General features: G+C 61.7%; 10 protein-coding genes and 1 other RNA gene. 3 read left to right on the plus strand and 8 right to left on the minus strand.

Annotation, left to right across the window (positions count from 1 at the left end; genetic code table 11):
- Positions 1-43: 43 nt before the first annotated feature.
- Complete coding sequence (dnaX, locus tag L6D63_RS20165; RefSeq protein ID WP_131670054.1) at positions 44-2,122, minus strand: DNA polymerase III subunit gamma/tau; 2,079 nt, start codon at positions 2,120-2,122, stop codon at positions 44-46.
- A gap of 143 nt (positions 2,123-2,265) precedes the next feature.
- On the opposite strand from dnaX, the gene L6D63_RS20170 reads away from it, so the two are divergent.
- Positions 2,266-3,015, plus strand: a complete 750-nt coding sequence (locus L6D63_RS20170) for a substrate-binding periplasmic protein (RefSeq protein WP_131670053.1) — start codon at positions 2,266-2,268, stop codon at positions 3,013-3,015.
- A 39-nt stretch (positions 3,016-3,054) separates the two neighbouring features.
- Here L6D63_RS20170 and L6D63_RS20175 read toward each other — a convergent pair whose 3' ends face one another.
- The 7 genes from L6D63_RS20175 to L6D63_RS20205 all read right to left on the minus strand — a co-directional run bounded on the left by L6D63_RS20175 (position 3,055) and on the right by L6D63_RS20205 (position 14,660).
- A complete protein-coding gene (locus L6D63_RS20175) occupies positions 3,055-5,004 on the minus strand; it encodes a hypothetical protein (RefSeq protein ID WP_131670052.1) in 1,950 nt (649 codons plus the stop codon).
- Positions 5,005-5,233: 229 nt separating this feature from the next.
- Positions 5,234-5,330: signal recognition particle sRNA small type (gene ffs, locus L6D63_RS20180), an RNA gene on the minus strand.
- Positions 5,331-5,477: 147 nt separating this feature from the next.
- Positions 5,478-6,641, minus strand: a complete 1,164-nt coding sequence (locus L6D63_RS20185) for a zinc-binding metallopeptidase family protein (protein WP_131670051.1) — start codon at positions 6,639-6,641, stop codon at positions 5,478-5,480.
- Between the two features lie 171 nt (positions 6,642-6,812).
- Entirely contained in the window at positions 6,813-9,170 is a 2,358-nt protein-coding gene (gene ligA / locus L6D63_RS20190) for an NAD-dependent DNA ligase LigA (RefSeq protein WP_131670050.1), read from the minus strand.
- 183 nt (positions 9,171-9,353) lie between these two features.
- Positions 9,354-10,217: a cell division protein ZipA gene (zipA, locus tag L6D63_RS20195; protein WP_047293036.1), complete on the minus strand. Its 864-nt coding sequence runs from the start codon at positions 10,215-10,217 to the stop codon at positions 9,354-9,356.
- Between the two features lie 259 nt (positions 10,218-10,476).
- Positions 10,477-13,965 (minus strand): chromosome segregation protein SMC, encoded by a 3,489-nt coding sequence (smc, locus tag L6D63_RS20200; protein ID WP_095667079.1) that lies wholly within the window; start codon positions 13,963-13,965, stop codon positions 10,477-10,479.
- 2 nt (positions 13,966-13,967) lie between these two features.
- The gene (locus L6D63_RS20205; RefSeq protein WP_131670049.1) at positions 13,968-14,660 is read right to left on the minus strand and encodes a GntR family transcriptional regulator; all 693 of its coding nucleotides are present in this window, start codon (positions 14,658-14,660) and stop codon (positions 13,968-13,970) included.
- Between the two features lie 267 nt (positions 14,661-14,927).
- Between L6D63_RS20205 and xdhA the strand changes: the two genes are divergently transcribed.
- Together xdhA and xdhB are read left to right on the plus strand one after the other, a co-directional pair.
- Complete coding sequence (xdhA, locus tag L6D63_RS20210) at positions 14,928-16,382, plus strand: xanthine dehydrogenase small subunit (protein ID WP_131670048.1); 1,455 nt, start codon at positions 14,928-14,930, stop codon at positions 16,380-16,382.
- Entirely contained in the window at positions 16,375-18,774 is a 2,400-nt protein-coding gene (gene xdhB / locus L6D63_RS20215; protein ID WP_047293027.1) for a xanthine dehydrogenase molybdopterin binding subunit, read from the plus strand. The genes xdhA and xdhB overlap by 8 nt, the downstream gene beginning before the upstream one ends.
- The last annotated feature ends 140 nt before the right edge of the window (positions 18,775-18,914 follow it).

Genomic DNA, 18,914 nt, shown 5'->3' on the forward strand with positions numbered 1-18,914 from the left:
ATCAAAACAGCGCCCGGCGCTTAACGCCGAACGCCCTCAGTTATTAGCCTTGGGCGACCAAGGCATCGACAGGTTCAATAGTATCGTGTCGCACCACCGCACCGAACTGTTGGACCATCTGCTGGATGAACGGATCGCCGTGGATCGATTCCTCCGCCTCGCGCTGACGGTTGGCCCGACGCCGCGAAGCAGCTTGCGCCGGGGTTTCCTGCTCGGGCTTGATCAGCTCGATGGTCAGGCTCAGCGTGCGACCGTGGAACTGGTTCAACGCGTCGTTCAGACGCCGCTGTTGCGTGGCGTTGAACAGTGCGCTGTGCGCCGGGTCCAGGTGCATCAGCCAATGGTCGCCATCGACCGCAATCAGCGTGCAGTTGGCGGCGATGCTGCCGGTCATGCCGGAGATCGGCAGTTGCGGGAACAGCTCCAGCCATTGCAACGCCAGACCGGTGGCCGGCGCGGCGGCAGGCTCCGGCTCGGGTTCCGGGGCTGGCTCGGCGGTGTGCTCGCTGGCGAGGTCGTCGAGGTAGCTGTAGGCCGAATCCATGTCCGGTTCGATGTAGTCTTCGTCCAGCGGCGGCTCATCGTCGAGGTCCATGCCCGGCGTGGCGGCATCAATGTCGGCGACCGACGGTTCGGGAATCGGCGCAGCGGCCCACTCGGGCGCGTCCGGCACCACGCTGTCCGGGGTCGGCAGCGGCATCGGCGGCAATTCGGGCTGCTCGCTGGCGGTTTCCAGCACCGGCTCGACGGCCGGCTGCTGCACAGGCGCGGGTTCCGGCTCAGGTTCGACCGGATCGTTCCACGGCAGGTCGACCACTGCTTCGGCGACTGGCTCTGGTTCCGGCGCAGGTGCCGGCACGGCGACCACCACAGGCGCTGGCTCCGGAGCCGGCGCAGCAACCGCTGCTGGCGTTGGCGCAACAGCCGCAGCGACCACCGGCGCAGGCTTGGGCGCGGCAGCCACGGAGTTTGCGGAATCAACTGTGGCCTGGCTGATCCCCACTGGCTTTAGCGGTTGCCTCGGGGCGTCCGCGGTGTCGGCGGGCCGGAAGGCCAACATCCGCAGCAACACCATCTCGAAACCGCCACGCGGGTCCGGCGCCAGCGGCAAGTCGCGGCGGCCGATCAGGCCCATCTGGTAATAGAACTGCACGTCTTCGGCCGGCAGCGCCTGAGCCAAAGCCAATACGCGGTCACGGTCGCCATGACCGTTGTCGACACCTTCAGGCAAGGCCTGGGCAATGGCGACACGGTGCAGCACGTTGAGCATTTCCGAGAGCACGCCATTCCAGTCCGGGCCTTGCTCGGCCAAGTGGCGCACGGCTTCGAGCAACGCCTTGGCGTCGCCTTCGATCAGTGCATGCAGCACGTCGAAGACCTGGCCGTGATCCAGCGTGCCGAGCATCGCCCGCACATCGGCGGCCAATACCTTGCCTTCACCGAAGGCGATGGCCTGGTCGGTCAGGCTCATGGCGTCACGCATCGAGCCATCGGCGGCGCGGCCCAGCAGCCACAGCGCGTCGTCTTCGAACGGCACGTTTTCGGCGCCGAGCACGTGGGTCAGATGCTCGACCACGCGCTCGGGCGTCATGTTCTTCAGCGAGAACTGCAGGCAACGCGACAAAATCGTTGCCGGAAGTTTCTGCGGATCCGTGGTCGCGAGGATGAACTTGACGTACGGCGGCGGCTCTTCAAGGGTTTTCAGCAGCGCATTGAAGGAATGGCTGGAGAGCATGTGCACTTCGTCGATCAGGTAGACCTTGAAACGCCCACGGCTCGGCGCGTACTGCACATTATCGAGCAGCTCGCGGGTGTCCTCGACCTTGGTCCGGCTCGCGGCGTCGATCTCGATCAGGTCGACGAAGCGCCCTTCATCGATCTCGCGGCACACCGAACACTCGCCGCAGGGGCTGGAAGTGATACCTGTCTCACAGTTCAGGCATTTGGCAATGATCCGCGCAATGGTGGTCTTGCCGACCCCGCGGGTACCGGTGAACAGGTACGCGTGGTGCAGCCGCTGGCTGTCCAAGGCATTGATCAGAGCCTTGAGCACATGGGTCTGGCCGACCATTTCGCGGAACGAGCGCGGACGCCATTTACGTGCAAGAACCTGATAACTCATCGAAAACCGTCGCAACGAAGGAAGCTGAAGCGGCTAATGCTAGCGGAGCAAGGGCAAAATTGCATCCGGTGTGCTCGTCTAATCTGGCTAAGCTGCTGTTGGCGAGGAAATTTCGCTCGTGGTCGGGACTCATCGGAGCATTTATGCGTTGGGCCTTGGGAGCTTTGTTGGGGATCAGTCTGAGCGTGAACGCCGCCGAACCGCCGCTGCGCTTCGTCGTGGCCGACAGCTGGGCGATGCCCATGGTGCAAATCGAGCACGGCCGCCCCACCCAGGGCATTCTCCACGACATCATGCTCAGCCTGGCGACACAGGTCGGCGTACCCGCCGAATTCCATGTGCTGCCGCGCGCCCGGGTGCAGAACGCCATGGAACACGGTGAAGTCGACGTGCGCTGCTATGCCGCACAATCGTGGCTACCGAATCAGTCCGGAGACTACATCTGGAGCCTCCCGCTGCTGTTCCAGCGCGATCTGCTGATCAGCCGCGACAATCAACCGCTCCACATCGATCCCGCCCGCCTGCCCCGGCAATCGATCGGCACCGTGCTCGGCTACACCTACCCGACTCTGCAGCCGCTGTTCGACGCCGACCACCTGCAACGCGACGACGCGCGCAATCAGGAACAAGTGCTGGAAAAACTCCTGGCCGGGCGTTATCGCTATGCGGTGAGCAATCAATGGACACTGGACTGGTTCAATCAGCGCCTGCTGCCCACGCAGCAACTGCAGGGGGTGGCGGTGCTGCAGGAACAGCATGTCGGCTGCTATGTGAGGAATGATCCGCAGGTGCCGGTGCAGCGAATTCTGCGCACGTTGCTGCGGATGAAAATGTCGGGGGAGATTGATGACATCATCCGGTTGTATACCGGATCCTCTCAAACCACCCCATAACCCCTTTTTTGGGGCGAGACATTTCCCACAGAGGATTATTCAGTAACCGTGCGACTCACGGAATTTCTGGTAGTCGTGAAACTCGATCCACTCGACCACATCATACGGCAGGTAAAGCTGCTGGCGGGCGCGGGAGATGGCGATGTACACGGCGCAGATCCGCTGATCGAACGCGTAGGCGTCCTTGAACTGCACGTTGGTCAGCAGTTCGGGCGTCAGCAGAACGCGGTCGAACTCCATGCCGCCCGCCTCCTGCGCCGGCATCAGCAGGCAGCTTTTGCCGGGGCTGCCGATCATCCGGTTGAGCCGGGTCAGGTCAGCGACCTTGAAGCCCTTCTCCAGCTCGGCCTCGACCCACAGAAACGCCTCGTCGTACTGGTTGGCCTCGCGCACCTGCTGCCACTTCGGCACGTCGCTGAAATAGCGATGCGCGCCCTTCTCGCTGTGCGTGGAACTGTAGTAATCGACCCTGAACAACTCGATGGCACTGGTCATGAAGTGTTCGAAGTCGCGCTGCGCTTTCATGTCGGCAAAGCTGAACGGGCAATTGGCATCGTGTAGCTGCATCGCCCACTTCATGGTGTCCCACGGTGACGCCGTCAGCACCACACAACCTTGCGGCGGGACAAAGCCCTGTGGATAAAACTCGATGCCGACGTCCGCCTCACGCGCGCCTTCGAAGGGTATCTTGCTCTTTTCCGAGTGCCGGGAAATCAGTGGATTGACCAGACGCTCGACGTTGCGCCCCGAACGCACCGAATAGGTGATATCGCTCTGGCGCACTTCACGTTTTCTTTTCACCAGATCGCGCTCGGCGTGCTGGTACTCATCGCCAAGCGTGATCAGCACCTGCCGGCCGCGCTCGATAATCTGCAGCAGCGACGCAGGAATGTCCTGGCTCTCGTCGATCAGCACGTGGGTATACCGCGACGGCACCACGCAGCCCGCGAGGCTTGCCCGCTTGATCAGCAACAAGGCTTCGAAGCCGCTCTGCCGGCCCCACGCCGGGTTGGCCTCGAGGTAAGTCCAGACGCGGCTCGAATACTCCAGCAACACCTTGGACTCAAGGCTGGACAAGGACAGTTTGAAATGCGGCAGATGATGCGCCGACAGGCTGTAGTCCCGGGAGTGGCAATAGCGCTCAAGGGTTTCCAGACAAACGCTCAGGGTGCGTTGCGCGTCGTGCTCGCGAAAGCCCAGGATATTCAGCGCCTGCGCCAGACTCTGTTTGCTCGCGACCCGGCCGGCGGCGCCTGCGGGTGGCAGCTTGCGCCCATAAATCAGCCCGCGCGCGAACGCTTCAAAGGTGATGCCGGGTTTGCGGTCACCGGTAACGCCCATGCGTTGGCGGAGCGTCGCGAGTTTTTCCGGCGTGCGTGCCAGCAGCAGGGTTTTCGCGGGATCCAGACACTCGGTCAAGGCGCCGATCAGGTGACTCTTGCCGATCCCGGCGTAGCCTTGGACGTGCAGGTCTTCATCGAGGTTGGCGCGGAAGGTTCTGACCAGTTTGTCTTGCGCGGCGCTGAGCCAGCGCTCGCGGTGTGCCGGGCTGATCATCTGCTGGCTGAACGGATTGTTGGCCGCGTGGTGGCGCGTTTTGAACTCATCATCCCACTTGCCATCGGGCAGCAAGTAATCCTGCGCCGACACCTCGTCAGCCAACAGCAAACGCAGATTCAATCCCCTGATGGCGTTCAGGCCGAAATACAGCTGACGCGGATCGAACAGTCGTTGCGCCTCGGACAGCAACCCTGTCCGGCCATCGACCGCCCACGCAATCAGCCGCGCCAGCACCTTCTCCGCCGCAGCGGCAGTGAGATCCTTCTCGGCGGCCTGAGCCAGATTCTGGATGACCAGCACGGCGGCGAGCTGCGCATCTGTCAGCGTGTCGAGGATTGTCACGCCATCGGGCTGCAACAGGCTCGCGCAGGTCTCGTCCGTCACGGGCAAGTAAACGGCGGTGGATAAATCGTGATGTTCCGGGTGCATACAACCTCGTAGCCAGGGCGCGAACTTGTCAACGACGCGCGCAGCAAGACGGTGGAGTATGCCACTGTTCAACCTTGGTGGCTGAACAGGCATCGGGGTGGCTGCCTTCACGAGCAGGCTTGTTCCCACAGGGGCTGGCGTGAAAGCCCAAATCGCGGGCATAAAAAAACCGCAGTGGGCGAAACCCATGCAGTTCTGTTGAAGCGTTCTTTGTTCGTTAAGGTGGTAACCCCACCAGCCACACCCCGGCACACAATGTTCCCGCTGTGGCTGCTTCCTTCCGGATCTGACCAGGTTCACGGGTAATCGTTGCGGGGGGACCGATGGGGTCACCATAACGACACTCACCTGTCGGCGAGCCGCGCCATTGTACCTATCTGAGATGAAGTTACAACCGTTGGTTGCAGATAAAAAATATGAACGGGTTCAAGGACATGCGCTGAGCCTGAAAAGATCGCAGCCTGCGGCAGCTCCTACAGGGTCAGCACCTCGTCCGCTTTGCCGCCCGCCTGCTGGATCACCAGATGAATGAAGTGCAGTTTGGCAATCGCCGCCGCCGGCAGCACGAACGGGTAGAAATCCGGCTGCCCCATGCTGCGCGACAGTTCGTTGAGCATGCCCGCCAGTTCGATCCAGGCGTTGACGAACGACAGGAACGCCGCGCCGCCGGGATGCTCTGGGTCATACAGTGTGCTGGGTGGAAACGGCTGATAGTCGAAGTCCATCTCCCGTGCACTCATGCCGAAACCCAGTGCAGTGTCCACCGCGTCCATCATGTGCAGGTAATGCGCCCAGGTTTCCGCCCAGTCTTCCCACGGGTGCATGGTCGCGTAGGCGCTGACGTAGTGTTGCGGCCAGTCCAGCGGCGCGCCTTGTTGATAGTGACGGTCGAGCGCTTCGGCGTAACTGGCGCGCTCGTCGCCGAACAGGTTGCGGAAGGCTTCGAGCCACGGGCCGTTGGCGATCAGACGATCCCAATAATAATGCCCGACCTCATGCCGGAAATGCCCGAGCAGCGTGCGATAAGGTTCATGCATCGCCGCCCGCACCTGCTCGCGATGGGCGTCGTCGGCTTCTTTGATGTCGAGGGTGATCAGGCCGTTAGCGTGGCCGGTCATTGGCGCGTTGCCTTCGAGGTCGACGCCGATGAAATCAAAGGCCAGGCCGCGCTCTTCATCCACGGTTTTCGGGATGACCGGCAGCCCGAGGGTGATCAGTTGCGCCACCAACCGGCGTTTGGCGATTTCGACTTTGCGCCAGCGCTCAGGGTTTTCCGGCACCGAGAGGTCGGGGATGGTGCGATTGAGGCTGCAGGCGACGCACAGGCTGTCGCGGCCGTTATCCGGCAGCAGCCAATTGCAGGCGGCGGGAGTGTCGAGATTGGCGCAGCGGCGGAACAATCCGGCGTCGGGATCGGCATCGAGTGTCCAGCTACCGTCCTGCGGCCCGGGCTTCAGCGAGGTCAGGCGACTTGCTTCAGGCTGATAGCCGAGCATGGCGCTGCAAGCCAGGCACTGGCTGTTGCGAAAGAACAGCGACTGGCCGCAGCGGCACGGCCAGATTTTGCTGTTGCGTGAAGACTCGCCCATGAACGGCGCGACGATGCGAGAACTGAGCTGCTCGAAAAAGCGGTACATGGCGATCTCTCCCTGGGGCTTGCCAAGACTAGATCATCCTCGTGCGCTGATCGTTCCCACGCTTTGTGTGGGGAAAAGCAAAAGATCGCAGCCTGCGGCAGCTCCTACAGAATTAGTGTCTTGCCACATTGATCCCCTGTAGGAGCTGCCGAAGGCTGCGATCTTTTGTTCTTAAACGGACAGACCGTGTCCCTTCAGGAAAGCGATAAACGCCTCTTCGTCCATCACCTTCACCCCCAGCTCATTGGCCTTGGTCAATTTCGAACCGGCTCCGGGCCCCGCCACTACGCAGTGGGTCTTGGCCGATACCGAACCGGCGACCTTGGCGCCAAGGCTTTCCAGATGTTCCTTGGCCACATCACGGCTCATCAGCTCGACCTTGCCGGTCAGCACCCAGGTTTCGCCGGACAACGGCAGGCCTTCGACGACTTTCTTCTCGCTGAGCCAGTGCATGCCGAAATCACGCAGCTGTTTCTCCGCCGCTTCGGCAATCTGCCGGTGCTCGGCCACAGCAAAAAACTCACGCACCGAATTGGCCTGCTTCTCCGGCAGCGCCTGGCGCATGTCCAGCCAGTCGGCATTCATTACCGCTTCCAGCGAACCGAATTTGTCCGCCAGTTTTTGCGCGCCGCCCGGGCCGACAAAGGGAATGTGCAACTTGTCGAGCAGACCGCCGAGCGTGGTGCTGGCGGCGAACTCGGCGCCCAACTCGCCCTGATCCTGAATCTGCAAGCCATGCCCCAGCAACTCGCTGATCACCTGCTGGTTGTGCGCATCTTCAAAGAAGCTGTGAATCTCGTGCGCCACTTCCAGACCGATGTCCGGCAGGTAGGTCAGCACTTGTGGCAGCGCCTGTTGCACGCGCTCCAGCGAACCCAGCGAGCGCGCCAGGACTTTGGCCGTCTCTTCGCCGACATCGGGAATGCCAAGGGCGTAGATGAAACGCGCCAGCCCCGGCTGCTTGCTGTCTTCAATCGCCGCCAGCAGCTTGTTGCTGGAGACTTCAGCGAAGCCTTCCAGATCAACAATGTCGTCGAACTTCAGCGCATACAGATCGGCCGGCGAATTGACCAGACCTTCGTCGACCAGTTGCTCGACGCTCTTGTCGCCAAGGCCTTCGATGTCCATCGCCCGACGCGAGACGAAGTGAATGATCGCCTGCTTCAGCTGCGCACCACAGGCCAGACGGCCAACGCAACGGTACACCGCACCTTCGCTGATGGTTTCCTTGCCTTTGCTGCGCTTGACCAGTTGCGTGCGCTCGACATGGGAGCCGCAGACCGGGCAGCTCTCTGGAATCGCCACAGGACGCGCATTCTCGGGGCGACGTTCGGTGACCACTTGCACCACCTGCGGGATCACGTCTCCGGCGCGGCGGATGATCACCGTGTCGCCGATCATCAGGCCCAGGCGCGCCACTTCGTCCATGTTGTGCAGGGTGGCGTTGGCCACGGTGACGCCCGCGACCTTGACCGGTTTCAGCCGCGCCACCGGCGTGACGGCGCCGGTGCGGCCGACCTGGAATTCCACGTCGAGCAGTTCGGTGAGCTCTTCCATGGCCGGGAATTTGTGCGCAATCGCCCAGCGCGGTTCGCGGGCACGGAAGCCCAGCTCGCGCTGATCGGCGATGCTGTTGACCTTGAACACCACACCGTCGATTTCGTAGGCCAGCGCGTTACGCCGTTCGCCGATGTCGCGGTAGTAATCCAGGCACTCGCCGATGCCTTTGGCCAGTTTCAGCTCGTGGCTGATCGGCAGGCCCCACTTCTGCAACTGCTTGAGGTTGCCGATGTGGGTATCGGAGATATCGTGGGAGACCTGACCGATGCCGTAGCAGCAGAATTCCAGCGGGCGGTTGGCGGTGATCTTCGAATCCAGCTGGCGCAGGCTGCCGGCCGCGGCATTGCGCGGGTTGGCGAAGGTCTTGCCGCCGACTTCCAGTTGCGAAGCGTTAAGGCGCTCGAAACCGGCCTTGGACATAAATACTTCACCACGCACTTCCAGAGTCGCCGGCCAGCCTTCGCCATGCAGCTTCAACGGAATGTTGCGCACCGTGCGCACGTTGACGCTGATGTCTTCACCGGTGGTGCCATCGCCACGGGTAGCGCCGCGTACCAGCACACCGTTCTGATACAGCAGGCTGACCGCCAGGCCATCGAGTTTCGGCTCACAGCTGTATTCCACCGCCGCACCGCCACCGAACAGATCACCGGCCGGCAGATCCAGACCTTCGGTCACCCGGCGGTCGAATTCGCGCATGTCGGTTTCTTCGAAGGCGTTGCCGAGACTGAGCATCGGCACTTCGTGACGCACCTGGGTGAAGGCAGTCAACGCCACGCTGCCGACACGCTGGGTCGGCGAGTCGCTGGTGATCAGTTCGGGATTGGCCGCCTCCAGCGCCTTGAGCTCGTGGAACAACCGATCGTACTCGGCGTCCGGAATGCTCGGCTCGTCGAGGACGTGGTACCGGTAGTTGTGCTGATCGAGTTCAGCGCGCAGCTCTAGAATGCGGTTTTTGGCGGCGGTCATGGGTGTTCTCTCATAAAGCAAAAGAGCAGCCGAGGCTGCTCAATCTCTAAATCACAGTGGCTCAGGGCTATGGACATTGTGGCGAGGGAGCTTGCTCCCGCCGGGCTGCGCAGCAGCCCCAAAATCACGGCGGCTTCGCCACCGAGCGGGAGCAAGCTCCCTCGCCACAACTGCGCTCTGGCCTTAGCGCTTCTGGGTCAGGGCGCGGCGCTCGAATTCGACGATACGCTGACGGTAGTGCTCGATGGTCTGTGCGGTCAGCACGCTGCGCTGGTCGTCTTTCAGCTCGCCGTTCAGCTCCTGGGACAGCTTGCGCGCTGCCGCCACCATCACGTCGAAGGCCTGCTTCGGATGACGCGGGCCTGGCAGACCGAGGAAGAAACTCACCGCCGGCGTGCTGAAATGGTCGATGTCGTCCAGATCGAAAATACCCGGCTTGACCGCGTTGGCCATGGAGAACAGCACTTCACCGTTGCCGGCCATGCTTTCGTGGCGGTGGAAAATATCCATCTCGCCAAAACGCAGACCGCTTTCGAGAATGTTCTGCAGCAAGGCCGGGCCTTTGAAGCCGGCGGCGTCACGGCAGATCACGCTGATCACCAGGACTTCTTCGGCTTGCGGCTGATCCTTGTCGGCCACGGCCGGCGCAGGCTTGCTGTCTTCGACGAAGTCGTCATCACGGCTGCTGAAGCTCGGACCGCCGTCCAGATCCAGGTCGAGGTTCAAGTCGCCCTGGGCCGGACCGTTGCTGCCGCGCTTGCCACGTTTCGAACCGGATTCGCGAGGCTCGCGTGCTTCGCGGGCCGGCATGCTCACCGATGGCAGATCGTGTTCGTCCAGTTGTGGCTCTTTGTGCGTATCCAGCACGCGGGCCGGGCCCAACAGCTCAGCGCTGGTGTCCTCGTCCGGCAGGTTGGACAGACTTCGGTCAAGACGGAATTTCAGTTTTCCCTTGCCGCCGCGCATACGGCGCCAGCCATCGAAAAGAATACCGGCTATCACAATGATGCCGATGACGATCAGCCACTCGCGCAGACCGATTTCCATGTAATCCCGTGCCTCTATAAAAAATGCTGAAAAATAAGGGGTTTACATTGTGCAAACCGCTTTAAAACGTGGCGCCAACTCTATGTTCTGACAGGCGTTTTGCCCACGTATACGAAAAATTGACATTAAACTAGCACGACCAAAGACAACTTTACACCGTCTGTCACGTTGGCTTGCGCGAATATGTCGATTGGCCAGCAAGTCGAAGTCGGTAAAAAAGTCCTACAGACTATTCATACCCTTCCGACACCACGCTGACTCAGGCGTCCACCATCGCCATCGCCTCCTCGACATCCACTGCAACCAGTCGCGAACAACCCGGCTCGTGCATCGTCACGCCCATCAGTTGATCGGCCATTTCCATGGCGATCTTGTTGTGGGTGATATAGATGAACTGCACGGTCTGCGACATCTCTTTAACCAATCGTGCGTAGCGTCCAACGTTAGCGTCATCCAGTGGCGCGTCAACTTCATCGAGCATGCAGAACGGCGCCGGATTCAATTTGAAGATCGCAAAAACCAGGGCCAGCGCGGTCAGGGCTTTTTCCCCGCCGGAGAGCAAATGGATGGTGCTGTTCTTCTTTCCTGGCGGCCGCGCCATGATCGTCACCCCTGTATCGAGTAGATCTTCGCCCGTCAGTTCCAAATACGCGCTGCCGCCACCGAAAACTTTCGGGAAAAGCGCCTGTAAACCGCCATTGATCTGATCAAAGGTATCTTTGAAACGGTTACGGGTTTCCTTGTCGATCTTGCGAATGACGTTTTCCAGGGTCTCCAATGCTTCGACCAGATCGGCGTCCTGCGCATCCAGATAACGTTTACGCTCGGATTGTTGCGTGTATTCGTCGATGGCCGCGAGGTTGATCGCGCCCAGGCGCTGAATCCGCGCATTGATCCGTTCGAGTTCTTCTTCGGCGGCGCGTTCACTGGCCTCAGGCGTCAATGTCGCGAGCACGCCATTGAGATCGTAGCCGTCTTCGAGCAATTGATCCTGCAACGCCTTGCGCCGCACGGTCAGCGCCTGCCATTCCATGCGCTGCTGTTCGAGCTGACCACGGATCAGTTGCGATTGCTGCTCGGCCTGGGTCCGGCGCTTTTCCGCCTCGCGCAGTTCGCGGTCGGCGTCTTCCAGGGCGATCTGCGCGGTCTTCAGTTCTTCGTCGACGGTCATGCGCTTGTCGAGCAGTTCTTCGAGTTTCAGGCGCAGCTCTTCCAGCGGCGCCTCGCCCTCCTCCAGATTCAGACTCAACTGTTCGCGTTTTTCGCTCAGGCGCTCGGCCTGCATTTCCAGACGCTCCAGCGCCTGGCGCGTGGAATCGTGCTGCGCACGCAGCGAACCGAGACGCACCGCCAGTTGATGGGCGTGATCCTTGTGCTGGCGGGCTTCCTGGCGCACGCGATCAAGGCGTTCGCGCAAGCTGTCACGCTGGGCCAGCAGCAATTCGCGCTGCTCGGTGTCCAGCGCCATGGCATCGAGCGCTTCCTGCAATTGCATGCGCGCTTCGCCGACTTGTTCGTGCTCAAGCTCGCGCTGCTCGGCGAGCTCGATCAGCTCTTCGTCAAGCCGCGTGCGGCGCAGCGTCAGTTGCTCGGCCTTGGCTTTACCGGCAGACAACTGGGCTTTCAATTCACCTTGGGAGCGGGCTTCATCCTGCAGCAGGCGACGCAAATGTTCGCGGCCGTTTTCCTGCTGACGCTGTTGCGCACGCAAGGTCTGCAAGCGGGTTTCCATGGCTTCGACCGTGGCTTCGCGCTCTTCGCGCTCGGCCTGCAGCGTCTCGATTTCCTGGCCACGGGCGAGCATGCCGCTCTCGGCTTCACTGGCGCGACGTACGCGCAAGAAGTGTCGACCAACCCAGTAACCGTCGCGACTGATCAGGCTCTGCCCGGCACTCAACTGCCCGCGCAGGGCCAGCGCCTGTTCGAGGCTGTCGACCGGTTTGACCTGGCCGAGCCATGGCGACAGATCGATCTGCGCCTCGACTTTATCCAGCAAACTGCCCGCGACGCGCACGCCATCACTGGCAGGGCTGAGCAGGCGCAAATCGCCTTGGGTGAAACCGGACAGATCGAAGCCGCTGAAGTCATCCACCAGCACCGCTTGCAGATCGGCGCCGAGCACGGTTTCCACCGCCAGCTCCCAACCAGCCTCGACCTTCAGGCCTTCGGCCAGACGCGGCCGTTCGGCGAGGTTGTGTTCTTTCAGCCATTCGGCGGTGCCGGTGCCCGGATCGAGCGCAGCTTGCTGCAAGGCTTCCAGCGACGCCAGTCGCCCGTTGAGCCGTTGCAGATCGCCCTGCGCCTGTTGTTGCGCGGTCAGTGCCTGCTGCAATTCCTGACGCAGTTGTTCAAGTTTTTCGACCTGCGCTTCTTCGCTGGTCTGCAAATCTTCGAGGGTCGCTTCGGATTCGGCGAGCTGCTCGTTGAGCGCCATGATCGCCGCGTCTTCCGGGTCGGCGGAGAGCAAGTCGCGCTCCTCGGCGAGACGCTTTTGCCGATCGGCCAGCCGTTCCATGCTGGTTTCCAGTTGCTGGATCCGCGACTGCTGCACTTCGGCCTGGCGCCGGGGTTCGGCGGCGGTCAGGTTGAAGGTGTCCCACTGCTCCTGCCAGCCGTGCATGACGCTTTCGGAATCTTCCAGTGCGGCGGCGGCCTCTTCGGCGGCGGCACTGGTGACTTCCTGCTCGGGGATGAGCATGTCCAGCTCTTCGCCGAGGGTCAGCAGCAACGTACGGTCATGGCCCAGGTGCGATTCGGTTTCCAGACGCGCGCGCTCGGCTTCCTTAAGGTCGTCCTGCAACTGACGCAAGCGTTGCTGGCCGTGCTGAATGCTCTGCTCGACCCGGGCGATGTCGCCGCCGACCGAATAGAAGCGTCCCTGCACCAGATTGAAGCGTTCGGACAGTTCATGGTGCCCGTCGCGCAGGCGCTCGATGGCGGCATCGGCATTGCGCTGCTCGGCGACCAGCGCTTCGAAACTGACTTCCTGGTTGCCGATGATCGATTCGCGCTGGCCGACCTGATCGTTCAGATCCTGCCAGCGCAGGGCCGACAGTTGCGCCTTGAGCTGGCGCTCTTCGGCCTTGTATTCCTGATACTTCTTGGCGGACTCGGCCTGGCGGTGCAGGCGTTCGAGCTGGCGCTCCAGCTCTTCACGCAGGTCGGTCAGACGCGCAAGGTTTTCGTGGGTGCGGCGGATGCGGTTTTCGGTTTCGCGCCGACGCTCCTTGTACTTGGAGATGCCCGCCGCTTCTTCGATAAAGTTGCGCAGGTCTTCCGGCTTGGCTTCGATCAGCTTGGAGATCATCCCCTGCTCGATGATCGAGTAGCTGCGCGGGCCGAGGCCGGTGCCGAGGAAGATGTCGGTGATGTCGCGACGGCGGCACTTGGCGCCGTTGAGGAAATAGCTGTTCTGGCTGTCGCGGGTGACTTTGCGGCGAATGGAAATCTCGGCGTACGCCGCGTATTCGCCGACCAGCGTGCCGTCGGAGTTGTCGAATACCAGTTCGATGCTCGCCTGACTCACCGGCTTACGACTGGTCGAGCCGTTGAAGATGACGTCGGTCATCGACTCGCCACGCAGGTTCTTCGCCGAACTCTCGCCCATCACCCAGCGAACGGCGTCGATGATGTTCGACTTGCCGCAACCGTTCGGCCCGACGACTGCCGCCATGTTACTGGGGAAGTTCACCGTGGTCGGGTCGACGAAGGACTTGAACCCCGCCAGCTTGATGCACTTTAGCCGCACGCTCAGGCACCCGTCAGGGCGGAGACCACCAGATCGCAGCTGCGCTGGGCATAAGCCGTCAGCACGATGCGGATCTGCGGCAAATCACGGGCGAGGACAGCGGCCAGCAGGCGTTCGAACAGTTCGAGGAACTCGCTCATTTCGGCCTTGCGCTGTTCGAGGAACTCGCTCATTTCGGCCTTGCGCTGTTCGAGGGCGAGGAAATACGCACGGCTCATGGCCGGCTGCAGGTTCTCGACGGTCTCTTGCAGGTACGGGTTGTTGGCAAACGGGTACGCCGCGCGCATCACGGCGAAGCTGTCATCGACGAAGGTGCGGATGTCCTGACGCTCATAGCTGGCGGTGAGGCGCTGCTGGATCTGCACGAACGGCGCCATGTCGGCCTGGGTCTGCCAGCCATTGGCGACCGCATTGCCGAGCAGGATGTACAGCTCGCTCATCAGCTTGCACAGGCTCTGCACCTTGTGTGCGGTAAGTTCGGTGACATGGGCGCCACGTCGCGGCAGGATCGCGATCAGGTGACGGCGTTCGAGGATCAGCAGGGCTTCGCGGACCGATCCGCGGCTGACATTGAGGGCCAGCGTGACCTTCTGTTCCTGAATGCGCTCTCCCGGCTTCATTTCGCCGCGAATGATGCGTTCGGCGAGGTGGTGAGCGATTTGCTCGGCGAGGCTGTCCGGCGCCTTGAACGTCATGGTTGTCCTTCAAACTCTTCGATCTGCACAAGCGGCGCAGTGTAGCGCAAATGCACGTGCATGGCGGAGTGCCCGCACGGCGCTTTTTGGCACGATTCAAGCAAAAAAGCAGGGGTTCCGCTCAGGGTCAATACTCAATAGAGCACGCGTTAATCGACAAAACCGATTTTCCTGACCTTTAAGTCAGAAAACCATTGACCGAAAAGTCAGACCTGCTAAATTCGGCTCACGTCGGTTAACAACAATAATGAGTCTGCGAGGCCTTCCGTGATCCAGTTTTTACTCAACCAGGAACTCCGTAGCGAGCACGCCCTGGACCCGAATCTGACCGTGCTCAATTACCTGCGTGAGCATGTAGGCAAATCCGGCACCAAAGAAGGCTGCGCCAGCGGCGACTGTGGCGCCTGCACCGTAGTAGTCGGCGAGTTGCAAACCGATGACGCCGGCCGCGAACACATTCGCTATCGCAGCCTCAACTCGTGCCTGACCTTTGTGTCGTCGCTGCACGGCAAACAACTGATCAGCGTCGAAGACCTCAAGCACCAGGGCGAACTGCACAGCGTGCAGCAAGCCATGGTCGAGTGCCACGGCTCGCAGTGCGGCTTCTGCACCCCCGGTTTCGTCATGTCGCTGTTCGCCCTGCAAAAGAACAGCGATGCACCGGATCAGGCCAAGGCGCACGAAGCGCTGGCCGGCAATCTCTGCCGCTGCACCGGCTACCGGCCGATTCTCGCCGCCGCCGAGCAATCCTGCTGCGGCAAACAGCCGGACCAGTTCGATGCCCGCGAAGCCGAGACCATCGCCCGCCTCAAAGCCATCGCCCCGACCGATATCGGTGAACTCAACAGTGGCGACAAGCGCTGCCTGGTGCCGCTGACCGTGGCCGATCTGGCTGATCTGTATGACGCTTACCCACAAGCGCGGCTGCTGGCCGGCGGTACCGATCTGGCGCTGGAAGTCACCCAGTTTCACCGCACCTTGCCGGTGATGATCTACGTCGGCAACGTCGCCGAAATGAAGCGCATCGAAAGCTTCGATGACCGCCTCGAAATCGGCGCCGCCACCGCCCTCTCCGACTGCTACGAAGCGCTGACTGCCGAATACCCGGACTTCGGCGAACTGCTGCACCGCTTTGCCTCGCTGCAGATCCGCAACCAGGGCACCCTCGGCGGCAACATCGGCAACGCCTCGCCGATCGGTGATTCGCCACCGCTGCTGATCGCCCTCGGCGCGCAGGTGGTGCTGTGCAAGGGTGAAACCCGGCGCACCCTGAACCTGGAAGATTACTTCATCGACTACAAGGTCACCGCCCGTCAGGAAAGCGAGTTCATCGAGAAGATCATCGTCCCGCGTGCCACGGCCGGGCAGCGTTTCCGCGCCTACAAGGTCTCCAAGCGTCTGGACGATGACATTTCCGCCGTCTGCGCCGCCTTCAATCTGCGCGTCGAGAATGGCGTGATCACTGACGCACGCGTGGCGTTCGGCGGCATGGCCGCGATCCCCAAACGCGCCGCCCATTGCGAAGCCTTGCTGCTCGGCCAGCCATTCAGCAACGCCGTTATCGAACGCGCCTGCGCCGCACTGGGCGAAGACTTCACGCCGCTCTCGGACTTCCGCGCCAGCAAGGAATATCGCCTGCTCAGCGCGCAGAACCTGCTGCGCAAATACTTCATCGAACTGCAAACACCGCACATCGAGACTCGGGTGACCGCTTATGTCTAACCATCACGCCGTAGAGAAGACTCAAGCCGAACTGGCGGAATTGTTCGCCAGGGACCTGACCACCGGCGTCGGCCGCAGCGTCAAGCACGACAGCGCCGCCAAGCATGTGTCCGGTGAAGCGCAGTACATCGACGATCGCCTGGAATTCCCCAATCAACTGCACGTTTATGCACGGCTGTCGGACCGCGCCCACGCGAAAATCATCCGCATAGACACCAAGCCCTGCTACGCCTTCGAAGGCGTGCGCATTGCGATCACCCACGAAGACGTGCCGGGCCTGAAAGACATCGGCCCGCTGCTGCCGGGCGATCCGCTGCTGGCGATCGATGACGTGCAGTTCGTCGGTCAACCAGTGCTGGCCGTGGCCGCGAAAGATCTGGAAACCGCGCGTAAAGCCGCGATGGCCGCGATCATCGAATACGAAGATCTGGAGCCGGTGCTGGACGTGGTCGAAGCCCTGCGCAAACGCCATTTCGTACTCGACAGCCACACCCATCAGCGTGGCGATTCGGCTTCGGCATTGGCCACCGCCGAACACCGCATTCAAGGCACGCTGCACATCGGCGGCCAGGAACACTTTTATCTGGAGACGCAGATCTCCTCGGTAATGCCCACCGAAGACGGCGGCATGATCGTTTACTGCTCGACGCAGAACCCCACCGAAGTGCAGAAACTGGTGGCCGAAGTGCTCGACGTGTCGATGAACAAGATCGTCGTCGACATGCGCCGCATGGGCGGTGGTTTCGGCGGCAAGGAAACCCAGGCCGCCAGCCCGGCGTGCCTGTGCGCGGTGATCGCGCACCTCACCGGCCAGCCGACCAAGATGCGCCTGCCACGGGTCGAAGACATGCTGATGACCGGCAAGCGCCACCCGTTCTATGTCGAGTACGACGTCGGCTTCGACAGCACCGGGCGCCTGCACGGCATCGCCATGGACCTGGCCGGCAACTGCGGCTGTTCGCCGGACCTTTCCGCTTCGATTGTCGACCGGGCGATGTTCCACTCGGACAACTCTTATTACCTCGGTGACGCGACCATCAACGGCCACCGCTGCAAGACCAACACCGCGTCGAACACTGCTTACCGGGGTTTCGGCGGCCCGCAAGGGATGGTCGCCATCGAAGAAGTGATGGACGCGATTGCCCGCCATCTCAACCTCGATCCACTGGCCGTGCGCAAGGCCAACTACTACGGCAAGACTGAGCGCAACGTCACCCACTACTACCAGACCGTCGAGCACAACATGCTCGAAGAGATGACCGCCGAGCTGGAAGAAAGCAGCCAGTACGCCGAGCGCCGCGAGGCGATCCGCCGCTACAACGCCAACAGCCCGATCCTGAAAAAAGGCCTGGCGCTGACCCCGGTGAAATTCGGCATTTCCTTCACCGCCAGTTTCCTCAACCAGGCCGGCGCGCTGATCCACGTTTACACCGACGGCAGCATCCACCTGAACCACGGCGGCACGGAAATGGGCCAGGGCCTCAACACCAAAGTCGCGCAGGTGGTGGCCGAAGTGTTCCAGGTGGAAATGGATCGCGTGCAGATCACCGCGACTAACACCGACAAAGTGCCAAACACCTCGCCGACTGCGGCTTCCAGCGGCGCTGACCTCAACGGCAAGGCCGCGCAGAATGCCGCCGAGATCATCAAGCAGCGTCTGGTGGAGTTCGCCGCACGGCACTACAAGGTCAGCGAAGAAGATGTGGAATTCCACAACGGCCATGTGCGCGTGCGTGACCACATCATGACCTTCGAGGCGCTGATCCAACTGGCGTATTTCAATCAGGTCTCGCTGTCGAGCACCGGTTTCTACAAGACCCCGAAAATCTACTACGACCGCAGCCAGGCCCGGGGCCGGCCGTTCTACTACTTCGCCTTCGGCGCAGCGTGCTGCGAGGTGATCGTCGACACCCTGACCGGCGAGTACAAGATGCTGCGTACCGACATCCTCCACGACGTCGGCGCCTCGCTGAACCCGGCGATCGACATCGGTCAGGTCGAGGGCGGTTTCATCCAGGGCATGGGCTGGCTGACCATGGAAGAGCTGGTCTGGAACAACAAGGGCAAGCTGATGACCAACGGCCCGGCCAGCTACAAGATCCCGGCCGTGGCGGACATGCCGCTGGACCTGCGGGTGAAACTGGTGGAAAACCGCAAGAACCCGGAAGACACGGTGTTCCATTCCAAGGCCGTCGGTGAGCCGCCGTTCATGCTCGGGATTGCCGCGTGGTGCGCGATCAAGGACGCGGTGGCAAGCCTCGGTGACTACAAGCATCAACCGCAGATCGATGCGCCGGCGACCCCGGAGCGGGTGTTGTGGGGGTGTGAGCAGATGCGCCAGCTCAAGACGGTGAAAGCGGTCGAAGCTGAAACCGAGCTGGCTCCGCTCTAGACCGAGGCGCGGCCAATCGCTGGCAAGCCAGCTCCCACAGTGATCCGTGGTGATTTCACGATTTGCGGTACACCACAAAACCTGTGGGAGCTGGCTTGCCAGCGATGCGGCCCGAACAGACAACGACAGATGTCGAGGTG

It is taken from the genome of Pseudomonas parakoreensis (genome assembly GCF_021602155.1).
Classification (GTDB): Bacteria; Pseudomonadota; Gammaproteobacteria; order Pseudomonadales; family Pseudomonadaceae; genus Aquipseudomonas; species Aquipseudomonas parakoreensis.

Bases quoted from the DNA above. Each gene is read 5' to 3' on its own strand.
- dnaX (WP_131670054.1), bottom strand. From the start codon at position 2,122: ATGAGTTATCAGGTTCTTGCACGTAAATGGCGTCCGCGCTCGTTCCGC.
- L6D63_RS20170 (WP_131670053.1), top strand. From the start codon at position 2,266: ATGCGTTGGGCCTTGGGAGCTTTGTTGGGGATCAGTCTGAGCGTGAAC.
- L6D63_RS20175 (WP_131670052.1), bottom strand. From the start codon at position 5,004: ATGCACCCGGAACATCACGATTTATCCACCGCCGTTTACTTGCCCGTG.
- L6D63_RS20185 (WP_131670051.1), bottom strand. From the start codon at position 6,641: ATGTACCGCTTTTTCGAGCAGCTCAGTTCTCGCATCGTCGCGCCGTTC.
- ligA (WP_131670050.1), bottom strand. From the start codon at position 9,170: ATGACCGCCGCCAAAAACCGCATTCTAGAGCTGCGCGCTGAACTCGAT.
- zipA (WP_047293036.1), bottom strand. From the start codon at position 10,217: ATGGAAATCGGTCTGCGCGAGTGGCTGATCGTCATCGGCATCATTGTG.
- L6D63_RS20205 (WP_131670049.1), bottom strand. From the start codon at position 14,660: ATGACGTTCAAGGCGCCGGACAGCCTCGCCGAGCAAATCGCTCACCAC.
- xdhB (WP_047293027.1), top strand. From the start codon at position 16,375: ATGTCTAACCATCACGCCGTAGAGAAGACTCAAGCCGAACTGGCGGAA.